Below are 20,489 nucleotides of genomic sequence, written 5' to 3'. Positions count from 1 at the left end.
CCGCCCTTGGGTATTTGGAGAGCGAAGAAGTCTTAGCCCCGCGCCTCGCGGATCAGCGCCGCAAGATGCTCGGTCGAGGGGTCGTGGCCGGGGGCGGGCTGGCCGTCCAGCAGCGGCGCCACCTTCAGGGCCAGTTCCTTGCCGAGTTCGACCCCCCATTGGTCGAAGCTGTTGATGCCCAGGATGACGCCCTCGGCGAAGACCCGATGCTCGTAGAGCGCGACGATCTGGCCCAGCGTGTAGGGGTCGAGTTCCGGGATCAGCAAGGTGGTCGAGGGGCGGTTGCCGGGGAAGACGCGGTGGCGGGCCTGGCGTTCCAGCTCGGCGCCGGTCAGGCCCTTGGCCTGCATGAGCGCCCGGGCCTCGTCCAGCGAGCGGCCGCGCATCAGCGCCTCGGATTGCGCGAGGCAGTTGGCGATCAGCAGCAGGTGATGATGCGCAAGCTCGGGCTCGTGTCCGCGGGCGGCGACGATGAATTCGCAGGGCACGATGGCGGTGCCCTGGTGGATCAGCTGATAGAAGGCGTGCTGGCCATTGGTGCCCGGCTCGCCCCAGACCACCGGGCCCGAGGGGACGGTCAGGTCGCTGCCGTCCATGGCCACGCGCTTGCCGTTCGATTCCATTTCCAGCTGCTGCAGATAGGCCGGCAGGCGGCCGAGGCGGTTGTCATAGGGCAGCACGGCGCGGGTGCCGTAGCCGCAGATCTGGTGGTGCCAGATGCCGACCAGCGCCAGGATCACCGGCAGGTTTTCCGCCAGCGGGGCCTGGCGGAAATGCCGGTCCATGGCCGCGCCGCCGGCCAGGAAGCGGTCGAATTCGTCCGGGCCGATGGCGATCATCAGCGACAGGCCGATCGGCCCCCACATGGAATAGCGGCCGCCGACCCAATCCTCGAAGCCGAAGACGCGGGCCTCGTCGATGCCCCATTCGGCGGTCCGGGCGGTGGCCGAGGACAGCGCGGCGAATTGCGCCGCCGGCTGCGCCACGGTCTTCGCCATCCAGTCCAGCGCGGTTTTCGCGTTGGTCATGGTCTCGATGGTGGTGAAGGTCTTGGAGGCGACGATCACCAGCGTCGTCGCGGGGTCGAGCCGGGCAATGGTATCGGCGATGTCCGCCCCGTCCACGTTCGAGACGAAATGCACCCGCGGGCCGTCATGCCAGGGCGAAAGCGCCCGCGTCGCCATGGCCGGGCCGAGGTCCGAGCCGCCGATGCCGATATTGACCACATCGGTGATCTTGCCGCCCTGCCCCGCGAAGCTGCCGTCCCGGACGGCATCGGCAAAGGCGCGCATGCGGGCATGGGTGGCGCGCACCTCAGGCATCACGTCGCGGCCGTCCACCGTTACGCTGGCGTCGAGATTGCGCAGCGCGGTGTGCAGCACGGCGCGATCCTCGGTCTCGTTGATGCGCTGGCCGGTGAACATGGCCTCGCGGCGTTCCGGAACCGGCGCGGCGAGGTCCAGCAGCAGGTCGCGGGCGCGCGCGTCGATGGTGGTCTTGGACCAGTCCAGCACCAGCCCTTCGGCGCTGGTCGAAAAGGCGGCGGCGCGGGCCGGATCGGCGGCGAACAGCGCCTCGATCCGCAGCGCGCCCTGGGAGTTGCGGTATTCTGTCAGTCTGGTCCAGGTATCGGTCATCTCACTCTGCCCAATGCACGGTGATGTCGCCAAGAAAGGCGCGGATCGGCGCCTCGGTCGGGTCGAGGCCCTGCGCGCGCTCGAAAGCCTCGCGCTTGTCGGCGCCGGCGATCAGCAGATGGGTGTTGATCGCGCCCTTCAGCGCCGAGGCGGTCAGGGTGATCCGCGGCTCGTCCTTGATGCTGTTGACGGCCATCACCGGCGGCGCGTCGGAGGCCAGCGCCAGAACGGTCTCGGAAGCCGCGGGAAACAGGCTCGCCGTATGCATGTCGGTGCCCATGCCTAAAAGCAGCACGGTCAGCGGCAGATGCGGGGCGATGGCCTCGGACAGGGCCGGCACCGCATCCTCGGGGCGCTCGTCGCCGGTATAGAGGTCGAGGTAATTGGCCGCGGCGGCCTTGTCCTTCAGCAGGTGGCGGCGCAGCAGCCGGCCGTTCGAACGGACATGCTCGCCATCCACCCAGCGTTCGTCGTTGAGCAGCACGGTGACGCGCGGCCAGTCGATCTCGCTGCCCGAAAGATAGTCATAAAGCGGCGCCGGGGTGGTGCCGCCCGGCACGCAGAGGCTGGCGCCGTCGTTCACCCGCAGATGCTGCGACAGCTGGCCCGCCAGCCGGTCGGCCAGCGCCAGGAACAGCATCTCGCGGTCGGCATATTCGATGAACTCCATGGTCATGGCCTGATCTCCCTCCAGCGGCGGTTGTCGCGATGCAGCAGGCGCAGCGCCTCCTCGGGGCCGCTGGAACCGGGATCGTAGGGCTCGGGCCGTTTCGAGCCGGCCTCCCAGGCGGCGATGATCGGGTCGGTCCAGGCCCAGGCGGCCTCGACCTCGTCGCCGCGCATGAACAGGGTCTGGTTGCCGCGGATCACGTCCATGATCAGCCGCTCATAGGCGTCCGGCATGTCGGTGCCATCGGCCCCAAGCGCAACCGCGAAGCTCATGTCCAGCGGCACCTGCACCAGGCGCATGCCGCCCGGCCCCGGCTCCTTGATCATCACGGTCAGGTGCATGCCCTCGTTCGGCTGCAGCTTGATGACCAGCTGGTTGGCCTTGTGCGTGCCGCCATCGTCGAAGATCGAATGCGGCGGCTCTTTGAAGGTCACGACGATCTCGCTGGTGCGCGCGCGCAGCCGCTTGCCGGTGCGCAGGTAGAAAGGCGTGCCGGTCCAGCGCCAGTTGGCGATCCGCACCTTCAGCGCCACGAAGCTTTCGGTGCGCGAGGCCGGATTCTCGGCATCCTCCAGATAGCCCGGGCCCTCGGGGCCGGCCAGATACTGGCCGCGCACGATATCCTCGGGGGCAAGCGGTTCCAGGGCGCGGATCACCTTGAGCTTCTCGTCGCGCACCGCACCGGGATCGAAATGATAGGGCGGCTCCATGGCGGTCAGGCACAGCAGCTGCATCAGGTGGTTCTGCACCATGTCCCGCATGGCGCCGGAATGGTCGTAATATTCGCCGCGCCCGCCGACGCCCACCGTCTCGGCCACGGTGATCTGGACATGGTCCACATATTGCGCGTTCCACAGCGGCTCGAACAGGATGTTGGCGAAGCGCACCGCCATCAGGTTCTGGACGGTTTCCTTGCCCAGGTAATGGTCGATCCGGTAGATCTGGCTTTCGTCGAAATGCCGGGCCAGCGTCGCGTTCAGCGCGCGCGCGGTGGCGAGGTCCCGGCCGAAGGGCTTTTCGACCACGATGCGGCTCTCGGCATCGGCGATGCCGTTGCCGGCCAGGCGCTCGGCGATATCGCCGAACAGCGCCGGCGCCACCGAGAAGTAGAAGGCATGCACCACCCCCGGCCGCACCCGCGCCTTGAGCTCGGCCCAGCCGTCGGTGCCGCGCGCGTCGATGGCGACATAGCCCAGCATGTCCAGGAAGGCCGCAAGCTGCGCCTGATCCTGGCCTGGGCCGATAAACTCCTCGATCGCGGCACGCATCTCGGCGCGGAACGCTTCGTCGTCCTGGCGGGTGCGGGCCGCGCCAATGATGCGGGCGCTGGCCGGCACCTGCCCCGCCATGAACCGCCGATAGAGGCCGGGCACGATCTTGCGCCGGGCCAGGTCGCCGGTGGCGCCAAAGATCACCAGGTCGAAATCCTCAACCGGAATGATGCGTGAAACCATCGCTGCCTCCTCATCGCTGATCTGCCGATTAGCCGATGTTAGCGGTAACATCAAGTCCTGCAATCCGATCCTCATTTCAGTCCTGGCCCCGTCGGGGGAAGGTATCCGCCGAATGCGACGGAAATGTCGCGGTTTCCGGGCTTTCCAGCCGGGCGATGGCCTTGGCAAGGCGCGGCAGCCGGGCGCGCCGCATCAGTTCCTTGCGGCCGAGCTCGCCTCCGGCGGCGCGAGCCCGGGCCTCGGTGGCCTCGATGGCCGCCAGCACGGTGTCGGGCGCCCTCAGGTAAAGGTCGCGCAGGAATTCATCGGGATGAATCGCCCGCAATCCGACCGAGGCCAGCGCACGGGGTGGAAAGTCGCGCAGATTCGCGGTGATGACGCTGTCAGCCCCGGCCGCCAGCGCGCATTCGACCACATGCCGGTCGGCCGGATCGGGCAGGTCAAGGCCGCCTGCCGCCTGCCCCGGCTCGACCAGCGCCTGCGGAAAGCGCGATTCCAGCAGCGCGATCTCGACCCCGGCCTCGGCGCCCTGGCGGGTGGCGGCATGGCGCCACTCGTCCAGGATGCGGCACGACCAGACCGGCTGGAACAGCCCCGCCGCCGCCGTGTCGATCAGGATTTCCCGCAACACGGTCGGGAACAGCACGCAGGCGTCCAGAACCGCCCTCATCCGTCCAGCCGGAAGAACAGCGCCTTGAGATAGCCGGTCTCGGCCAGCTGGGGCAGCGTCGGATGGTCCGGCCCGGCCTGGCCGGTATGCAGCAGCTGCATCCGCCGCCCGCCGCGGCCGATGCCGCGGGCGCTGGCATTGCGAAAGGCGGCCAGGTCGGCGGCATGGCTGCAGGAACACAGGCCCAGATAGCCGCCCGGCGCCACCAGCGGCGCGGCCAGCTTCGCCACCCGCTCATAGGCGCGCAGGCCCGCCTCCAGCGCCGGTTTCGAGGGCGCGAAAGCCGGCGGATCGCAGATCACCAGGTCGAAACGTGCGCCCTCGGCGGCCAGCGCCTCCATCTGCTCGAAGGCGTCGCCCTGGCGGGTGGCCAGCCGCGCCTCGGCCCCCATGGCGCGCGCGCCGCCCCGCGCCAGGTCCAGCGCCGCGGCCGAGCCGTCGACGCAGGTGGCATGGGTCGCCCCCGCCGCCAGCGCCGCCAGGCCGAAGCCGCCGACATGCGAGAACACGTCCAGCACGCGCTGGCCGCGCGCCAGCCGCTGCGCAAAGGCATGGTTGGGGCGCTGGTCATAGAACAGCCCGGTCTTCTGCCCCTGCGTCAGGTCGGCGAGGTAGATCGCGCCGTTCATCGGCACCTCGACCGGGCCGGGAACCTCGCCCGACAGCAGCTCCATCCGCTCGGGCAGGCCCTCCAGCCCGCGCGCCCGGCCCTGCCCGTTCAGGACCACCGTCGAGACGCCCGCGACCTGGCGCAGCGCCGCGGCGATCTCCCCGACCATGCGTTCGGCCCAGGCGGCGTTGGGCTGGATCACTGCGGCATCGCCGAAACGGTCGATGATGGTGCCGGGCAGCCCGTCGGCCTCGGCATGGACCAGCCGGTAGAAGGGCGCGTCGAACAGCCGTTCACGCAGCGCCAGCGCCCGCTGCAACCGCGCGGCGATCCAGTCGCGGCCGATCCGCACCTGCGGGTCGGGGTCCATGACGCGGGCGATGATCTTCGATTCGGGGTTTACCGTCACCAGCCCCAGCGGCCGGCGCTCGGCATCCTCGAGCAGGGCGAAGCTGCCGGGCGGGATCGCCCGGGTGCGCCGGTCGGTCACCAGCTCGTCGGCAAAGACCCAGGGAAAGCCGTGGCGGATCGCCTGCGGCTTGGATTTCGGGCGCAATCGGATGATGGGCAGATCGGCGGTCATGGCGGCCTCGTGCAAAACGCGGCAGGATTGCCACGGCAAGCGTCCGCGGGCAAGAGCAGGCCGGTTGCAATGTTACCGCTAACAGGATACATTGGCGCCAAAGGAGAAGCGAGCCATGACCCTGCACGCCACCATCGACCGGGTGACCGACCGCATCCGCGAGCGTTCGATCCATAGCCGCAGCGCCTATCTGGCCAAGATCGCCCGCGCCGCCGAAGAAGGGCCGCGCCGCGCCCATCTGTCCTGCGGCAACCAGGCCCATGCCTATGCCGCCATGCCCGACAAGCAGGATCTTGCCACCACCCGCAAGCCCAACATCGGCATCGTCACCGCCTATAACGACATGCTCTCGGCCCACCAGCCCTATGAGCGTTACCCCGACCTGATCCGGCAGGCCGCCCATGTGGCGGGCGCCACGGCGCAGGTGGCGGGCGGGGTGCCGGCGATGTGCGACGGCGTGACCCAGGGCCGGCCGGGGATGGAGCTGTCGCTGTTTTCCCGCGACGTGATCGCGCTGGCCTCGGGTGTGGCGCTGACACATGACGTCTTCGACGCGGCGCTTTACCTGGGCGTCTGCGACAAGATCGTGCCGGGGCTGATCATCGCTGCCGGCACCTTCGGCCATATCCCGGCGGTCTTCGTGCCGGCCGGGCCGATGCCCTCGGGCCTGCCCAATGACGAGAAATCCAAGGTCCGCCAGCAATTCGCCACCGGCGAGGTCGGGCGCGAGGCGCTGATGGCAGCCGAGATGGCCAGCTATCACGCGCCGGGGACCTGCACCTTCTACGGCACGGCGAACACCAACCAGATGCTGATGGAGTTCATGGGCCTGCACCTGCCCGGTTCCAGCTTCGTCAATCCGAACACGCCCCTGCGCGAGGCGCTGACCAGCGCCGCCGTGCAGCGCGCCGCCGCGATCACCCGGCTGGGCAACGACTATCTGCCGGCGGGCGAGGTGCTGGACGAGCGCGCCTTCGTCAACGGCATCGTCGGGCTGATGGCGACCGGCGGCTCGACCAACCTGGTGCTGCACCTGCCGGCGATGGCACGGGCGGCGGGGGTGATCCTGGACCTCGAGGATTTCCACGACCTGTCCGAGACCGTGCCGCTGATGGCCCGGGTCTATCCCAACGGGCTGGCCGACGTGAACCATTTCCACGCCGCCGGCGGGCTCGGCTTCATGATCGGGCAGTTGCTCGAGGCCGGGCTGCTGCATCCCGACGTCAAGACCATCGCCGGCGGCGGGCTCGATCAATATGCCAGCGAGCCGAAGCTGAAGGACGGCCGGATCGAATGGGTCGAGGGCGCGCGCGAGACGCTGAACGACAAGATCCTGCGCCCGGCCGGCAATCCTTTCGCCGCCACCGGCGGGCTGAAGCAGCTGTCCGGCAATCTGGGCCGCGGCGTCATCAAGGTTTCGGCCGTGGCCCCCGAGCGCCATGTCATCGAGGCCCCGGCCCGCGTCTTCGCCGACCAGGAGGAGGTCAAGGCCGCCTTCAAGCGCGGCGAATTCACCGAGGACGTGATCGTCATCGTCCGCTTCCAGGGCCCGCGTGCCAACGGCATGCCCGAATTGCATTCGCTGACCCCGACGCTGGCGGTGCTGCAGGATCGCGGGCTGCGGGTGGCGCTGGTCACCGACGGCCGCATGTCCGGCGCCTCGGGAAAGGTTCCGGCGGCGATCCACATCTCGCCCGAGGCCGCCGATGGCGGGCCGCTGGCGCGGGTGCGGGACGGCGATCTTGTCCGGCTCGACGCGGCGCAGGGCACGCTGACCTGCCTGGCCGAGGGCTTCGAGGAGCGCGCGCCGGCGGAACACGACCCTTCGCGTTCGGCCGAAGGGCTGGGGCGGGAACTCTTCGCCGCCTTCCGCCGCCATGTCGGCCCGGCCACCGAGGGCGCGGCAGTGGTCGTCTGACCCGCCTGTGGACCGGTGCGGCGGATCAATGCTCGCCGCGCGTTGCGAGCAGCAGGCCAGCCTCGGTCTCGGCAGCTTCCGCCGGCCGCGGCCATGGACCGCCGGGCATGCGGCGCGGCAGGCGGATCACCTGTCCCATGCCGGCCGCCACCTCGGGCAGCACAAGGCGCAGCGGCCCGGCCTCCTCGGCCGCTTCGCGCAGGAACAGCACGTTCAGGCAGACCTGCCCCGCATCGTCGCGGATCGGGCAGATGCGGGCGTCCACCCGGAACCGCCGCCCCGACTTGGTCAATTGCGCCAGCCCATGAATGCGCGATTCGCGTCCCCCCGGCGCCTCCAGAACCTGCCGCAGCCGGTCCGGCGCCTTTTCCGAGGGGTCCAGAAGGATGACCACCGGCCGGCCGATCAGCTCTTCCCTGCGATAGCCGCACATGCCCAGACAGGTCTGGTTCACCGCCACGATATGCCCCCCAAGATCGAGGACGAGCACCGCGCGATGCGTGCCCATCGCGCGCATGGCCCATTCGAGGTCGTGGTCAAGCCGCTGGATGTCGGTCATCCGGAACTCCTGCAAAGGGTTTCCGGCAGCATCGCGCCAAGAGGCTAAGATTCCGTTAGCGCGCAGAGAATTTTTCTCAAGCTTCGGTCGGCGGACCGAAACGCTCGATCATCCGCTTGCGGATCTGGTCGCGCACGGTCCGGTATAGCGCCAGCTTGGCCTCGCGCCCCTCGGCCAGGCCGCTGGGATCCATGATCGGCCAATATTCCACGTCCAGATGAGAAACCCGCGTCAGCTCAAGGGCTTGCCTCTGGCTGGCCGGCGACAGCGCGATCACCAGGTCGAAGCTGCTCAGATCGTCGCCCCAGGCCTTCATCTCCTCGAAGGAGCGCGAGCGATGGGTGGAGAGCTCGACGCCGATCTCCTTGCAGACCGCGATGGCGAAGCCGTCGATCTCCATGTCGTTCCTGACCCCCGCCGACTGCACATAGGCGGCGCGGCCGTAGAACTTCTTCATCATTCCCTCGGCCATGGGCGAACGGATGGCGTTGTGATCGCAGCAGAACAGCACCGAATGGGGGATCTGTCCGGCCACGAATCACCCCGGGATGAGCGCGCAGATCAGCGTGAACAGGCGCCGCGCGGTGTCGATATCAACCTCGGCCTTGCCCTCCAGCCGCTCCTGCAGGGTGCGGGCGCCCTCGTTGTGGATGCCGCGCCGGGCCATGTCGATCGCCTCGATCTGCGCCGGCGGCAGGCGCTTCACAGCGTCGAAATAGCTGGTGCAGATCTGGAAGTAATCCTTGACCGTCTGCCGGAACGGACCCAGCGACAGATGGAACTCGGCCACCTTGCTGCCGGATTCGGTGGCGATGTCGAAGACCAGCCGCTTTTCGCGCACCGCCAGGGCCAGCGCATAGGGGCCGGCGGGAACCTCCTGCCCGTCGCGGCCGGGCAGGACGAAGCTGTTATCCTCGAGCAGGTCGAAGACCGCGACGCGGCGATCCTGCTCGATCTCGGGCGTGGCCGGGGGCAGCGCGCTGTCGTCGATGTCGATCCGGCATAGCCGGCCGGTGGTGGGCTGACTCATGACGTCCCCCCGTTCAGTGCCGCCAGCCGCGCCGAGACCGAGCGGCCATGCGCCGAAAGCCCCTCGGATTCGGCCAGCCGCACCGCGGACGGGCCGATCGCCCCCAGCGCCTCGGGCGACAGCCGGGCCATGGTGGTGCGCTTGAGGAAATCCATCACCGACAGGCCAGACGAGAACCGCGCCGACCGCGCCGTGGGCAGGACGTGATTCGGGCCGCTGACATAATCGCCCACCGCCTCGGGCGTCCAGCCGCCCAGGAAGATCGCCCCGGCATGGCGGGTCTTTTCCGCCAGCGCCTCGGGGTCGTCCACGCAAAGCTCCAGATGCTCGGGCGCCAGCCGGTCCGAGAGCGCCGCCGCCTCGTGGAGGTCGCGGGTCACGATCACCGTGCCATAGTCGCGCCAGCTCGCCCCCGCCACCGCGGCGCGCGGCAGGGTCGGCAGCAGCCGCTCCACCTCGGCCACCACGGCGCGGGCGAGCGCCTCGTCCGGGGTGATCAGGATCGACTGGGCATCGGCATCATGCTCGGCCTGCGCCAGCAGGTCCAAGGCCAGCCATTCCGGGTTCTGCGCGCCTTGGGCGATGATCAGCACCTCGGAGGGCCCCGCGATCATGTCGATGCCGACGCGGCCGAAGACCTGCCGCTTGGCCGCCGCGACATAGGCGTTGCCGGGGCCGGTGATCTTGTCCACCGGGCGAATGGTCTCGGTGCCATAGGCCAGGGCGGCGATCGCCTGCGCGCCGCCGATGCGATAGATCTCGTCCACCCCGGCCAGCTCGGCCGCCAGCAGCACCAGCGGGTTCACCACACCGTCGGGGGTCGGCACGCAGATCACCAGCCGCTCGACCCCCGCCACCCGCGCCGGGATGGCGTTCATCAGCACCGAGGAGGGATAGCTCGCCTGCCCGCCCGGCACATAGAGGCCGGCGGCCGCGACCGGCGTCCAGCGCCAGCCCAGAGTCGCGCCCTCGGGATCGGTCCAGCTGAGGTCGTCGGGCATCTGCCTTGCGTGATAGGCGCGGATGCGGTTCGCGGCCATGGCCAGCGCGGCGCGATCCTCGGCCGAGACCTTCCCGATCTCGGCGGCGATCTCCTCCTTCGAGAAAGCCAGTGTCTCCGCCGTCAGCGCCAGGCGGTCGAAACGCCCGGTCAGTTCGACCAGAGCGGCATCGCCCCGGTCGCGCACATCGGCGATGATCGCCGCCACGGCATCGTTCACGTCCGCCGCATCCTCGCGCTTCATGGACAGAAGCGCCGAGAAGCGTTCGGCAAAATCGGGTTGGGCGGTCGACAGATGGATGGGCATGGCTCGGGCCTTCAATGACCCGACCTTGTTAGCGGCTGCGGCCAAGGGGCTCAAGCCGCTATGGCTCGGCTGAACCTGTCCGTTCAGAGCCGGTTGTGCGGCCGGATTCGAGTATTTGTGAAACGGTGAAAGCCCTTCCCAGAAGAGCAAATTTGGCGTTTCACCGTTTTTCAAATACTCATGCAGCCGCGCAATCCTCACGCCCTCCGGGAAGCAGGCGCCGCGGGATCAGCTGTCCGGATGCTGCGGCGCACGTCGCGAGGGGGCGATATAAGGTCGCGTCACGTCGCGCAGCTCGACATTCAGGCATTCCGCCTCGACGGCCAGCGTGCCGTCGCCGGCAAACTGCAGCAGCAGCAGGCCCGTGCCGTCCTCGCCCGCCTGCCATGTCACGGTCAGCAGCTCCAGGATCAGGTCCTTGTCCGTGCGGTCGATCCCGTCGCTCTGCACCCGCCGCACGTCCGAGACCAGCAGCACCGCGCGCACCCGCTCATAGGGGCGGCCGTCGCGGCGGGCGAGATCGGCATCCTCCCAGCGGAAACGGTTCAGGAGCAGGGCGAGCTGCCGGTGGCGGCCGTCATAGGCGATCTCGGTCACCGGCAGGATCGCGTCCTGCACCAGCGCCGAGATCACGGTCAGGTCGTCGGCATCGCTGGCCAGCAGCGCCAGCGGTGCGGGATCGGCATCGGTGAAACGGGCGTCAGCCATCGGCGGGAACCTCCTTGATGCGTTCGATATCGGCGCCGACACCGCGCAGCTTGCGCACGACCTTCTCGTAGCCGCGGTCGAGGTGATAGACGCGGCTGACGATGGTCTCGCCCTCGGCGGCGAGCCCGGCGAGGATCAGGCTGACCGAGGCGCGCAGGTCGGTCGCCATCACCGGAGCGCCGCGCAGCTTCTCGACGCCATGGACGGTGGCGTGGCCGCCATGGACCTCGATCCGGGCGCCCATGCGCGCCAGTTCCGGGGCATGCATGAAGCGGTTCTCGAAGATCTTCTCCTCCAGAACCGAGCTGCCCTCGGCGGTGCAAAGCAACGCCATCATCTGCGCCTGCAGGTCGGTCGGGAAGCCGGGAAAGGGTTCGGTCACCACGTCCACGGCGCGCACCCGGCCGTTCTTGCGCGAGACCTTGAGGCCGCGGGCGGTCTCGACCACCTCCACGCCGGCCGCGTCCAGCTTTTCGCAGAAGGCGGCGACCAGGTCGATGCGGCCGCCGAGGCATTCCACCTCTCCGCCGCAGATCGCCGGGGCGAGCATGTAGGTGCCCAGCTCGATCCGGTCCGTCACCACCGGATGCGTGGCGCCGCCAAGCGCCTGCACGCCCTCGACGGTGATGGTCGATGTCCCCTCGCCCTCGATCTGCGCGCCCATGCGGCGCAGGCATTCGGCCAGGTCGACGATCTCGGGCTCGCGTGCGGCATTGTTGATGACGGTGGTGCCGCGGGCCAGCGTCGCCGCCATCAGCGCGTTCTCGGTCGCGCCCACCGAGACCAGCGGAAAGTCGATCACCGCGCCCTTCAGCCCGCCCGAAGGCGCCTTGGCATGGACATAGCCCTCGCGCAGGTCGAGTTCCGCCCCCATCGCCTCCAGCGCGCGCAGGTGCAGGTCGACCGGGCGGGCGCCGATGGCGCAGCCGCCGGGCAGCGAGACCACGGCATGGCCGTCGCGCGCCAGCATCGGCCCCAGCACCAGGATCGAGGCACGCATCTTGCGCACGATGTCGTAATCGGCCCGATGGCTGGTCAGGTCGTGGCTCGACAGCGCCAGCACCTGCCCGTCCTGAAGACTCGCGACCTCGGCCCCCAGCGACTGCAGAAGCGCGGTCATGGTGCGGATGTCCGAGAGCCGGGGCGCATTGGTCAGCGTCAGCGGCTGATCGGTCAGCAGCGTCGCCGGCATCAGCGTCAGGCAGGCATTCTTGGCGCCGGCGATCGGGATCTCGCCCCTGAGCGGCCCGTTACCCCTTACAATGATCTGGTCCATCTAATCCTCGTTCCCGGGCGTCTGGCCGTTTGCCGGCATCTCTGGCCCGTGCTGCTCGTTCGTCATGTCTTCTGCCGTCCCGGCCCGCGCGCGGCCCTGCGCCTTGCGCCGCGCGAGATTGGCCCGCAGCGCCGCCTTAAGCCGCGCTTCGCGTGTATCTCCCTTGGGATCGCGGGGTGTTTTCGTCATGCCTCCTGTTAGCGTCCTTGCCGGCTTGCGTCCAGCAGCGGCTGGGCCGGCCGGGCCGGATCGGCGACGATTGGCGAAATGCATTTTTCCGACACTTCCCCCTTGCGCGCCCGGCGCAGTCGGTCTAAAGCCCCGCCCACGATGCTGCGGTAGCTCAGTGGTAGAGCACTCCCTTGGTAAGGGAGAGGTCGAGAGTTCAATCCTCTCTCGCAGCACCATTTATCCACATATTACAAATAGATGGGCGCGGAACCACACGGATTCCAAAAGCTCACTGCGGAATTTGTGAGAGGACCCATCGTTCTCCTGTGCTATCCGCACATACGCGGATTCGCGACGTTCCTCGTAAATCAGCCGCCATGCATCGCCCTCATGGGTGCCGTGAGCCCGCGATCAGCTTTGCCATCGCGGCGGCCAAGGCGGCCTCCCGGCGCGCGCGCATCCGTCCTCTGCCCGCTTCGGTGCCTTCGCAGGTCTGCTTGCCGCTGTCGGAGGACGAGATCCCGTCTTTGACAGCCCGGATCACACAAGCCTCTTCCAAGCGTCGATGGCATAAGACCGCATGCCTCCCGCCTCTGCCGAACAACGACTGGTTTATCTGCTGGCTTTGACGCGCTCAGGCGCCGGCAAGAGGTTCTTCGGCGAACGCTAAAAGCACAAGAATTGATGAAAATTTAACGACTTTTCCACCGGAAATTATAATATATTATACGGAAAGGGCTTGATCGCAAACCGCAAGGCAACGCCCGCTCTTATAATCCTATCAAATTACTGAACCTGTCGATGGACGAGAAAGGCGCTCTGCAAGGAGCGCCTTATCGTTACTCCTTGCCGCACAGATCAACCGTTAAATTTCTCTTCAATTTATAAACTGTTAACGGATTGCCGTTAACACTCTGTTAACCCACGGCTGGCCATGGTGCACGGACAACATCCACCACCGAAAAAGGGCTTCCCATGACTGCGCAATTCCACGATGGCCATCACCCCGGTCATGGAGGGGGCGGCACAGCCGGCTCGGAATACACCATCGATTCACGCAACGGCGGCGCTAAGCACGGCCACGGAACCGACGGGGATGACACGTTTTTTGTCAGGACGGATGGCCAGACCAAAAATCAGATTCATATCCATGCGGAGGGCGGAAACGATACCTTCCGGCTCGATATGGGCGTGATCGGATCGCGCTTCATTCAGCACGGGCATCATATTTTCGCCGAAGCGGGGCGTGATCGGTTTTTCTTCGACAACCTTGCCAATATGAAGGGAACGGTGGTCGGCAGGCTGGACGATTTTGACGGGAGCTCGGATGAGATCTGGATCGCCAACCAGCGGCTCGATCTGCATAATCCTGGCGCCATTACCGGTTTCGACGTGTCCATTGTCAGCTATCTTGGACAACAATGGCTGCAAATTTTCAATCAGCAGGGCGGACGTGCCTTATACGCCCTCGAGGGCGCGCGGCAGGTCAAGAATGCCAACGGGATGTGGCAGGATGAGGAGCATTTCCTGACCTGGGACCATGTCCTTCCCGATGTGCTTCCGGTTGTTCGCTATGAGAACCCGGTGAACTTCCTTCCAACGCATATGACCTCGCAATTCAATCCGGCGCGCATCGTTTCCATATCTGCAAGCTTGTCCGAGAATTTGAATCTTCAGGGCGGAATTGCCAATGAACTGATCGTCGCTCAACGCGGGCACGACCTGATCAATGGCGGCGCCGGAAACGACTATATCCGGGCCCATATGGGCAACGACACCGTCTATGGCGGCGACGGCAACGACCTGATCGAGGGCGACAAGGGCTTTGACCTGATATTCGGCGGCCCTGGGCATGACACAATCTCGGGCGGGTCCGATGCGGATACCCTGCACGGAGGAGACGGGCACGATCTCATCTTCGGGGGATCCGAGAATGACATCATCTTCGGCGGCAATGGCAATGACCGGCTGCACGGCGGCCCTGGCGACGATACGGTCAGAGGCGAGGCGGGCAATGATCTGATCCATGGCAACAGCGGCAAGGACTTCCTTTCCGGAGGCGCCGGAGACGATACCATTTTTGCCGGCGCCGGAAATGATTACGTCGAAGGCGGCAACGGTCTGGACGAACTGCACGGCGGCGATGGCGCCGACACCATCTACGGCAATCTCGGCAACGATTCGATTTTTGGCGGCGCCGGCAACGACCTCATCCACGCGGGGGATGGCAACGACTTCGCCCGCGGCGGCATAGGGGACGACACGATCTACGGCGGCGCCGGCGCGGATCTTCTGCTCGGCCTGGAAGGCAATGATCTTCTCCAGGGCGGTCCTGGAAGGGATTCGCTGCATGGTGGCATGGGCAATGACGTGCTTTACGGCGGCGCCGACAGCGACATCCTGTTCGGCAACCAGGGGAACGACACGCTGCGCGGTGGCGACGGCGATGACAACCTGACCGGCGGCCTGGGAAAGGACTGGCTGTATGGCGGTGCCGGCGCGGACAGTTTCATCTTCAGGGATGTGCTCGACTCTGCAGCAGGCGCCGAGCGCGACCTGATCATGGATTTCAATCGCGCCGAGGGGGATGTGATCGACCTGCGGCTGATCGATGCAAACAGCGCCGCAGCCGGCGATCACGCCTTCACGTTCATCGGTGACCGGGGGTTCAGCAACACCGCCGGCCAACTCCGATATGAGGCGCAAGGGGCCAATCTCGTCATTTACGGCGATGTCAATGGCGACGGAAGGGCCGACTTCTCGGTGCAGGTCAACGGCCTGTCGTCGATATCCGCCGACGACTTCCTGCTGTGATGCCTGACCGCACCGGTGAACCGATTTCCGTTTTCGGTTTCCCTGGCCTGAGCGGATGCTAGTTCCGAACCACGGGTGGTGCGGGCCCCGACCATTGGCTCCGGTTCCGGCGGCTCTCGCAGCCGGGCAATCAGGCGGGCCGGTGGCGGCAGTGGCGCCGCCCAGCCAGCGAGCCTGCGGAAGATTTCGCCGTTGAGCTTCGTCGCTCTGCATCGAAGCTCCTCGGGTGCAGCCCGGTCCGCACGGGCAGCCCGGCCGGGGAACCATCGCCCCCACGCCGCGTTCCGCCTTCGACCAGAAAGGGAGAGAACAAAAATGAAGGGCATCATCGCCTGGCTTCTTGGCGTTCCGATCTTCGTGATCATCCTGCTGTACCTGACCGGCATCTTCTGACCGGGGCCAGGCTCGACTGTGCATGATGCGCCCGGAGCCTGTCTCCGGGCGTTTTCCTTGTCGGCGCCGCATGGCTGGACGCCCCGGAACCGCAAGGCTAAGCATGGGCGCCCGACACGATCTGGAGCCGCCCCGAATGACCGAGATTTTGCTGATGCTTGCCGCCGGCTTTCTGGGCGGAATGCTGAACGCCGTCGCCGGCGGCGGCACCTTCATCACCTTTCCTGCCCTGGTCGCCAGCGGCGTGCCGGTGGTCTCGGCCAATGCCACCAGCACGGTCGCGGCCCTGCCGGGCTACCTGTCCGCCGCCCTGGGTTTCCGCAACGAGATCGCGCAGATCGATCGCGCTCTGGTGCTGCGGCTGACCTTCTGGACGCTGGTCGGCGGCATCGTCGGCTCCTGCCTGCTGCTGGTCTCGTCGAACCAGGCCTTTGCGTTGCTGGTGCCCTTCCTGCTGCTGGCGGCGACCTCGGTCTTCATCTGGGGCGCGCAGGTGCGGGAATGGGCGGCGCAGCACCGCAACGCGGTCGCGCCCTTCGGCGCCGGGACCATGGTGCCGGTCGCGATCTACGGCGGCTATTTCAACGGCGGGCTAGGCATCGTCCTGCTGGCGCTCTTCGCGCTTTGGGGCATGACCCAGCTGAACCAGATGAACGGGCTGAAGAACTGGCTGTCCTTCGCGCTGTCGGTGATCTCCTTCGCGATCTTCGCCGCGGGCGGGCAGGTCGCCTGGTGGCCGGCGGCGGTGATGAGCCTCGGAACCATCCTCGGCGGCTATCTGGGCGCCCCGGTGGCGCGGCGCATCCCTGTCCACGCGTTGCGGGCATTGATCGCGGCCATCGGCTTTGGCATGACGGCGCTGTTCCTCTGGCGGCTCTTCTGACGCCAGCCCAACCCGAAAGGATTTTCCATGTCCGAAATCAAGCGCATCGAGACCGGCCCCCGCATGAGCCAGGCGGTCATCCATAACGGCACCGTCTACCTGGCGGGCCAGGTCGGCAAGCCCGGCGAATCGGTGACCGGGCAGACCCGCGCGGTTCTGGCCCAAGTCGACCGGCTGCTGGCGGAATGCGGCTCGGACAAGACCCGCATCCTCTCGGCCCAGATCTGGCTGGCCGACATGGCCGATTTCGCCGAGATGAACGCCGTCTGGGACGCCTGGGTCGCGCCCGGCCACGCCCCCGCCCGCGCCACCGGCGAATCGGCGCTGGCGACGCCCGACTACAAGGTCGAGATCATCGTGGTCGCGGCGCAGAACTGATCGCCGCCATGACCGAACGCGCGGCGCGCAGGCCGGGAGGCTCGCCGCCGCGCCCCAGCCGCTGCATGGTCAGCGCCATGGCGGCCAGTTGCACGGCCCGCTCCTCGGGATCCTCGACCAGCCGATAAAGCGCCTGCGACATCGGCCCCGGCTGGCAGTTGCGGCCAAGATATTCCGGCACCGCGCGGGTCTCGCTGACCAGGTTGACCAGCGTCACCGTGTCGGTCCTCAGCAACAGCCCGATGATCAGCCGGCTGAGCGGCGCCACGTCATAGCCGATCACCATGGGCACGTCGTTGGCGGCCAGATCCAGGCTGACCGTGCCCGATGCCGCCAGCGCCAGATCGGCCGCGGCAAAGGCCGCGCGCCTCTCCTCGGGCCGCTCGACCACCACCGGCGCGGTCGGCCAGCGCCGCGCCATCTCGCGCACCAGCACCGAGACGCCGCGCACGGTCGGGATCACCACGCGAATCTCGGGCACCCGGTCACGCAGCCGGATCAGCGCCTCGTCGAAGCGCGGGCCCAGCCGCCCCACTTCGGTCCGGCGCGAGCCCGGCAGGCACAAGACCAGCGGCGCATCCGGCGCGATGCCGTTCGCGGCACGAAACGCCGCCGCCTCGGCCTCGCCCGCCACCGGCTCGGCGACGATGGGATGGCCGACGAAATCGCAACTCATGCCGGCGGCCTGCATCAGCGGCGGCTCGAAGGGCAGGATCGCCAGCACATGGTCGATGACCTCGGCCATCTTCCCGGCCCGCCCCGGCCGCCAGGCCCAGACCGAGGGCGCGACGTAATGGATGGTGCGCAGATCCGGGGCCAGCGCCCGCGCCTGACGCGCCACGCGCAGGCAGAAATCCGGGCTGTCGATGGTGACCAGCGCGTCGGGCCGGGCCTCGGCGACGGCACGGGCGGTCTCGGCGATGCGGGCCTTCAGCGCGCGGTATTTCGGCAGCACCTCCCAGATGCCCATGAGGCTCAGCTCTTCCATCGGGAAACGGCTCTCGAGGCCCTGCGCCGCCATGGCGGGGCCGCCCACACCCAGGAACTCGGCCGCTGGATCGAGACTTTTCAGCCCCGCCATCAGGGCACCGCCCAGGTTGTCGCCCGAGGGCTCGCCGGCGATCAGGAAGAATTTCATCGCGCCGCTCCGCTTGCCATGCCCCGACATGGGTATTTGAAAAACAGAGAAGCGATCCGGACTTCTTCGTGCCCCACATACCCTCCTGCCGCTTTCGCGTCACTGTCACTTGAGTATTTGGAAACGGTGAAGCAAGCCACTTTCACCGTTTCCCAAATACTCATGTCACCCGCGCGCCCAGAGAAACAGCCCCGCGGCTTCGGCGCGACGCATTGCCTCGGCTCGTTCCAGCAGGATAACGCTGCCCGCCTCCCAGGCGATCCCGGCCAGCCCGGCCCCGGCGGCCTGGGTGACGGTATCGGGGCCGATGGTCGGCAGGTCGATGCGCCGGTCCTGGCCGGGCTTGGGCGCCTTGTAGAGCACGCCGCCCGGCCCTTTCGGGTCGGGTTTCAGCCCGGCATGCAGGCGGGCGAATTCCAGCATCGCCTGGGTGCCCGGCAGCGCCTCGACGGCAAGGCAGAGCCCCTGCGCCACCACGGCGCCCTGGCCGATGTCGAGCGCGCCGAGGCCGGCGACGATCTCGGCGGCGCGGGCGGCATCCTTCTGGTCGCGCGGGCTCGGCTCGCCCGCCAGAACACCTTCCCCCGGCACCAGATCGGGAAGGATCTGGTCTACAGAACAAATGGATATGCCGGCCTCCTCGAAGACGTCCAGGACCGCACGCAGCGCCGCGTCGTCGCCGGACTGCATCCCCATCAGGATGCGCGGCACGATGGTCAGGGTGCGGGGGTCGAAAAGCTCGGGCTCGATCTTCGGGCGGCGGATGGCGCCGGCGAAGACCGCCTGCGTCACGCCCTGGTCGGCCAGCTCGTCCAGGAAGGGCACCAGCCGTTCCAGGCGGAAGGGCTTCGCCTCGAGCTGCGGTTTCAGGTTGTCCAGCGCATAGACCAGCGGCTGGTCCAGCGCGGCAGCGATGGCGGGGGCAAGGCGGCCCTCGCCGGCGATCAGGGCGATGCGGCTCATGGATGGGGCGCCAGGAAGCTGCGGTCCGAGGGGCCGAGGATGAAGTCCAGCACCTCGCGCACCATCGGCCCGTTCTCGGCCTCGGCCAGATGCCGGGCGGTGTCGCGGAAACTGCCCCGGCCCAGCTGCGCCAGCATGTCGCGCAGTGCGTGGATCTCCTCGCGCGAGGCGCCGCGGCGCTTCAGTCCCACCAGGTTCAGCCCGTCCAGGTGGCCGCGCGGCCCCTGCACCAGGCCGAAGGGGATCACGTCGGCCGTCACCATGGTCACCGCGCCGATCATCGCGCCGCGGCCGATGCGCACCCATTGGTGCACGCCGGACAGGCCGCCGACGATCACGTCGTCCTCGAGCACGCAATGGCCGGCCACCGAGGCGTTGTTGACCAGGATCACCCGGTCGCCGATCCGGCAGTCATGCGCGACATGGCTGCCCGCCATGAAAAGGCCGTCGTCGCCGATGCGGGTGACGCTGCCGCCGCCCTCGGTGCCGGGGTTCATGGTGACATATTCGCGGATGCGGTTGCGGGCGCCGATCTCCAGCCGGGTGCGCTCGCCGCGGAACTTCAGGTCCTGCGGCACCTCGCCCAGCGAGGCGAAGGGGAAGACCACGGTTTCGTCGCCGATCGCGGTCTCGCCCGCCACCACGACATGGGATTTCAGCACCACGCCCCGGCCGAGGACGACCTCGGGGCCGAGGACGCAGAACGGGCCGATCTCGCATCCCTCGCCGATCTTCGCGGCGGGGTCCACGACGGCCGAGGGATGGACGCGGGTTTCAGCCATTGTCGCCACGGTTCAGCATGGCCATGACCTCGGCCTCGGCGGCGAGTTGGCCGTTGACCATGGCGCGGCCCTCGAATTTCCAGATCTTGCCGCCGCCGCGCAGGGTCTTCATGTGCAGTTCCAGCACGTCGCCCGGCACCACCTTCTGGCGGAAGCGGCATTTGTCGATGGACATGAAATAGGTGCCCATCCCCTTGCCGGCGAGGTCCAGCGTCACCCCCACCAGCACCGCCGCGGCCTGGGCCATGGCCTCGATGATCAGCACGCCGGGCATCACCGGCTCCTGCGGGAAATGCCCTTCGAAATGCGGCTCGTTCGAGGTCACGTTCTTGACCCCGACGCAGCTTTCGCCCGGCACGATGTCGCGGACCCGGTCCACCAGCAGGAAGGGATAGCGATGCGGCAGGATGCGCTTGATCATCGCCAGATCGACTTCGGTCGGCGGGATATAGGCGGTCTGGTCATCGTTCGGGGCGGCGGCCATGCGATCCTCTTGGAATGTTTTCATTTGCCTAGCAACGGCGCGCGATCTTGGCAAGTTTCGC

The 20,489-nt window shown here is 67.7% G+C and carries 21 protein-coding genes and 1 tRNA gene; 6 read left to right on the top strand and 16 right to left on the bottom strand.

Going from position 1 to position 20,489, the window contains the following annotated elements:
- Positions 1-32 precede the first annotated feature (32 nt).
- The 5 genes from pgi to L632_RS0102730 form a co-directional block, all read right to left on the bottom strand.
- Entirely contained in the window at positions 33-1,637 is a 1,605-nt protein-coding gene (pgi, locus tag L632_RS0102750) for a glucose-6-phosphate isomerase (RefSeq protein WP_028712528.1), read from the bottom strand.
- 1 nt (position 1,638) lies between these two features.
- Positions 1,639-2,313, bottom strand: coding sequence for a 6-phosphogluconolactonase (gene pgl / locus L632_RS0102745; RefSeq protein WP_036697114.1), 675 nt, complete (start codon positions 2,311-2,313; stop codon positions 1,639-1,641).
- Positions 2,310-3,761, bottom strand: a complete 1,452-nt coding sequence (zwf, locus tag L632_RS0102740) for a glucose-6-phosphate dehydrogenase (protein WP_028712526.1) — start codon at positions 3,759-3,761, stop codon at positions 2,310-2,312. The genes pgl and zwf overlap by 4 nt, the downstream gene beginning before the upstream one ends.
- Before the next feature lie 76 nt (positions 3,762-3,837).
- Positions 3,838-4,431: an RSP_2648 family PIN domain-containing protein gene (locus L632_RS21990; RefSeq protein WP_051416187.1), complete on the bottom strand. Its 594-nt coding sequence runs from the start codon at positions 4,429-4,431 to the stop codon at positions 3,838-3,840.
- The gene (locus tag L632_RS0102730; RefSeq protein WP_028712525.1) at positions 4,428-5,624 is read right to left on the bottom strand and encodes an RSP_2647 family RNA methyltransferase; all 1,197 of its coding nucleotides are present in this window, start codon (positions 5,622-5,624) and stop codon (positions 4,428-4,430) included. The genes L632_RS21990 and L632_RS0102730 overlap by 4 nt, the downstream gene beginning before the upstream one ends.
- Before the next feature lie 115 nt (positions 5,625-5,739).
- Here L632_RS0102730 and edd point away from each other — a divergent pair, with 115 nt between their 5' ends.
- Positions 5,740-7,542 (top strand): phosphogluconate dehydratase, encoded by a 1,803-nt coding sequence (edd, locus tag L632_RS0102725; protein ID WP_028712524.1) that lies wholly within the window; start codon positions 5,740-5,742, stop codon positions 7,540-7,542.
- A 25-nt stretch (positions 7,543-7,567) separates the two neighbouring features.
- On the opposite strand, the gene L632_RS21985 is transcribed toward edd, so the two are convergent.
- From L632_RS21985 to L632_RS23750, 7 genes are all read right to left on the bottom strand, one after another.
- Positions 7,568-8,101: a PAS domain S-box protein gene (locus tag L632_RS21985; RefSeq protein WP_051416186.1), complete on the bottom strand. Its 534-nt coding sequence runs from the start codon at positions 8,099-8,101 to the stop codon at positions 7,568-7,570.
- A gap of 76 nt (positions 8,102-8,177) precedes the next feature.
- Positions 8,178-8,636, bottom strand: a complete 459-nt coding sequence (locus tag L632_RS0102715; RefSeq protein WP_028712523.1) for a low molecular weight phosphatase family protein — start codon at positions 8,634-8,636, stop codon at positions 8,178-8,180.
- A gap of 3 nt (positions 8,637-8,639) precedes the next feature.
- On the bottom strand, positions 8,640-9,131 hold the full coding sequence (locus L632_RS0102710; RefSeq protein WP_028712522.1) for a UPF0262 family protein: 492 nt from the start codon (positions 9,129-9,131) through the stop codon (positions 8,640-8,642).
- Positions 9,128-10,438, bottom strand: a complete 1,311-nt coding sequence (hisD, locus tag L632_RS0102705) for a histidinol dehydrogenase (RefSeq protein WP_028716333.1) — start codon at positions 10,436-10,438, stop codon at positions 9,128-9,130. Before hisD ends, L632_RS0102710 begins: the two co-directional genes overlap by 4 nt.
- A gap of 228 nt (positions 10,439-10,666) precedes the next feature.
- Entirely contained in the window at positions 10,667-11,146 is a 480-nt protein-coding gene (locus L632_RS0102700) for a DUF2948 family protein (RefSeq protein WP_028712520.1), read from the bottom strand.
- The gene (murA, locus tag L632_RS0102695; protein ID WP_028712519.1) at positions 11,139-12,422 is read right to left on the bottom strand and encodes a UDP-N-acetylglucosamine 1-carboxyvinyltransferase; all 1,284 of its coding nucleotides are present in this window, start codon (positions 12,420-12,422) and stop codon (positions 11,139-11,141) included. The genes L632_RS0102700 and murA overlap by 8 nt, the downstream gene beginning before the upstream one ends.
- Positions 12,423-12,611, bottom strand: a complete 189-nt coding sequence (locus L632_RS23750) for a hypothetical protein (RefSeq protein ID WP_084648050.1) — start codon at positions 12,609-12,611, stop codon at positions 12,423-12,425.
- Positions 12,612-12,754: 143 nt separating this feature from the next.
- On the opposite strand from L632_RS23750, the gene L632_RS0102690 reads away from it, so the two are divergent.
- From L632_RS0102690 to L632_RS0102675, 5 genes are all read left to right on the top strand, one after another.
- Positions 12,755-12,829: transfer RNA gene (locus tag L632_RS0102690), tRNA-Thr, on the top strand.
- Between the two features lie 739 nt (positions 12,830-13,568).
- Complete coding sequence (locus L632_RS23415; RefSeq protein WP_084648049.1) at positions 13,569-15,407, top strand: calcium-binding protein; 1,839 nt, start codon at positions 13,569-13,571, stop codon at positions 15,405-15,407.
- Between the two features lie 192 nt (positions 15,408-15,599).
- Positions 15,600-15,800 (top strand): hypothetical protein, encoded by a 201-nt coding sequence (locus L632_RS24215; RefSeq protein ID WP_156929448.1) that lies wholly within the window; start codon positions 15,600-15,602, stop codon positions 15,798-15,800.
- Positions 15,801-15,936: 136 nt separating this feature from the next.
- On the top strand, positions 15,937-16,683 hold the full coding sequence (locus tag L632_RS0102680) for a sulfite exporter TauE/SafE family protein (protein WP_028712518.1): 747 nt from the start codon (positions 15,937-15,939) through the stop codon (positions 16,681-16,683).
- A gap of 27 nt (positions 16,684-16,710) precedes the next feature.
- Complete coding sequence (locus L632_RS0102675; RefSeq protein ID WP_028712517.1) at positions 16,711-17,061, top strand: RidA family protein; 351 nt, start codon at positions 16,711-16,713, stop codon at positions 17,059-17,061.
- Here the strand turns inward: L632_RS0102675 and lpxB are convergent.
- The 4 genes from lpxB to fabZ all read right to left on the bottom strand — a co-directional run bounded on the left by lpxB (position 17,036) and on the right by fabZ (position 20,428).
- A complete protein-coding gene (gene lpxB / locus L632_RS0102670) occupies positions 17,036-18,199 on the bottom strand; it encodes a lipid-A-disaccharide synthase (protein ID WP_028712516.1) in 1,164 nt (387 codons plus the stop codon). The genes L632_RS0102675 and lpxB overlap by 26 nt on opposite strands.
- A 165-nt stretch (positions 18,200-18,364) precedes the next feature.
- On the bottom strand, positions 18,365-19,162 hold the full coding sequence (locus L632_RS0102665) for an LpxI family protein (protein WP_028712515.1): 798 nt from the start codon (positions 19,160-19,162) through the stop codon (positions 18,365-18,367).
- Positions 19,159-19,944: an acyl-ACP--UDP-N-acetylglucosamine O-acyltransferase gene (lpxA, locus tag L632_RS0102660; RefSeq protein WP_028712514.1), complete on the bottom strand. Its 786-nt coding sequence runs from the start codon at positions 19,942-19,944 to the stop codon at positions 19,159-19,161. Before lpxA ends, L632_RS0102665 begins: the two co-directional genes overlap by 4 nt.
- On the bottom strand, positions 19,937-20,428 hold the full coding sequence (fabZ, locus tag L632_RS0102655; protein ID WP_051416184.1) for a 3-hydroxyacyl-ACP dehydratase FabZ: 492 nt from the start codon (positions 20,426-20,428) through the stop codon (positions 19,937-19,939). Before fabZ ends, lpxA begins: the two co-directional genes overlap by 8 nt.
- Between the last annotated feature and the right edge of the window lie 61 nt (positions 20,429-20,489).

Origin of the sequence: Paracoccus sp. J39, from assembly GCF_000518925.1 — a bacterium.
Taxonomy (GTDB): domain Bacteria; phylum Pseudomonadota; class Alphaproteobacteria; order Rhodobacterales; family Rhodobacteraceae; genus Paracoccus.
This window is presented reverse-complemented; position numbering and strand designations above follow the sequence as displayed.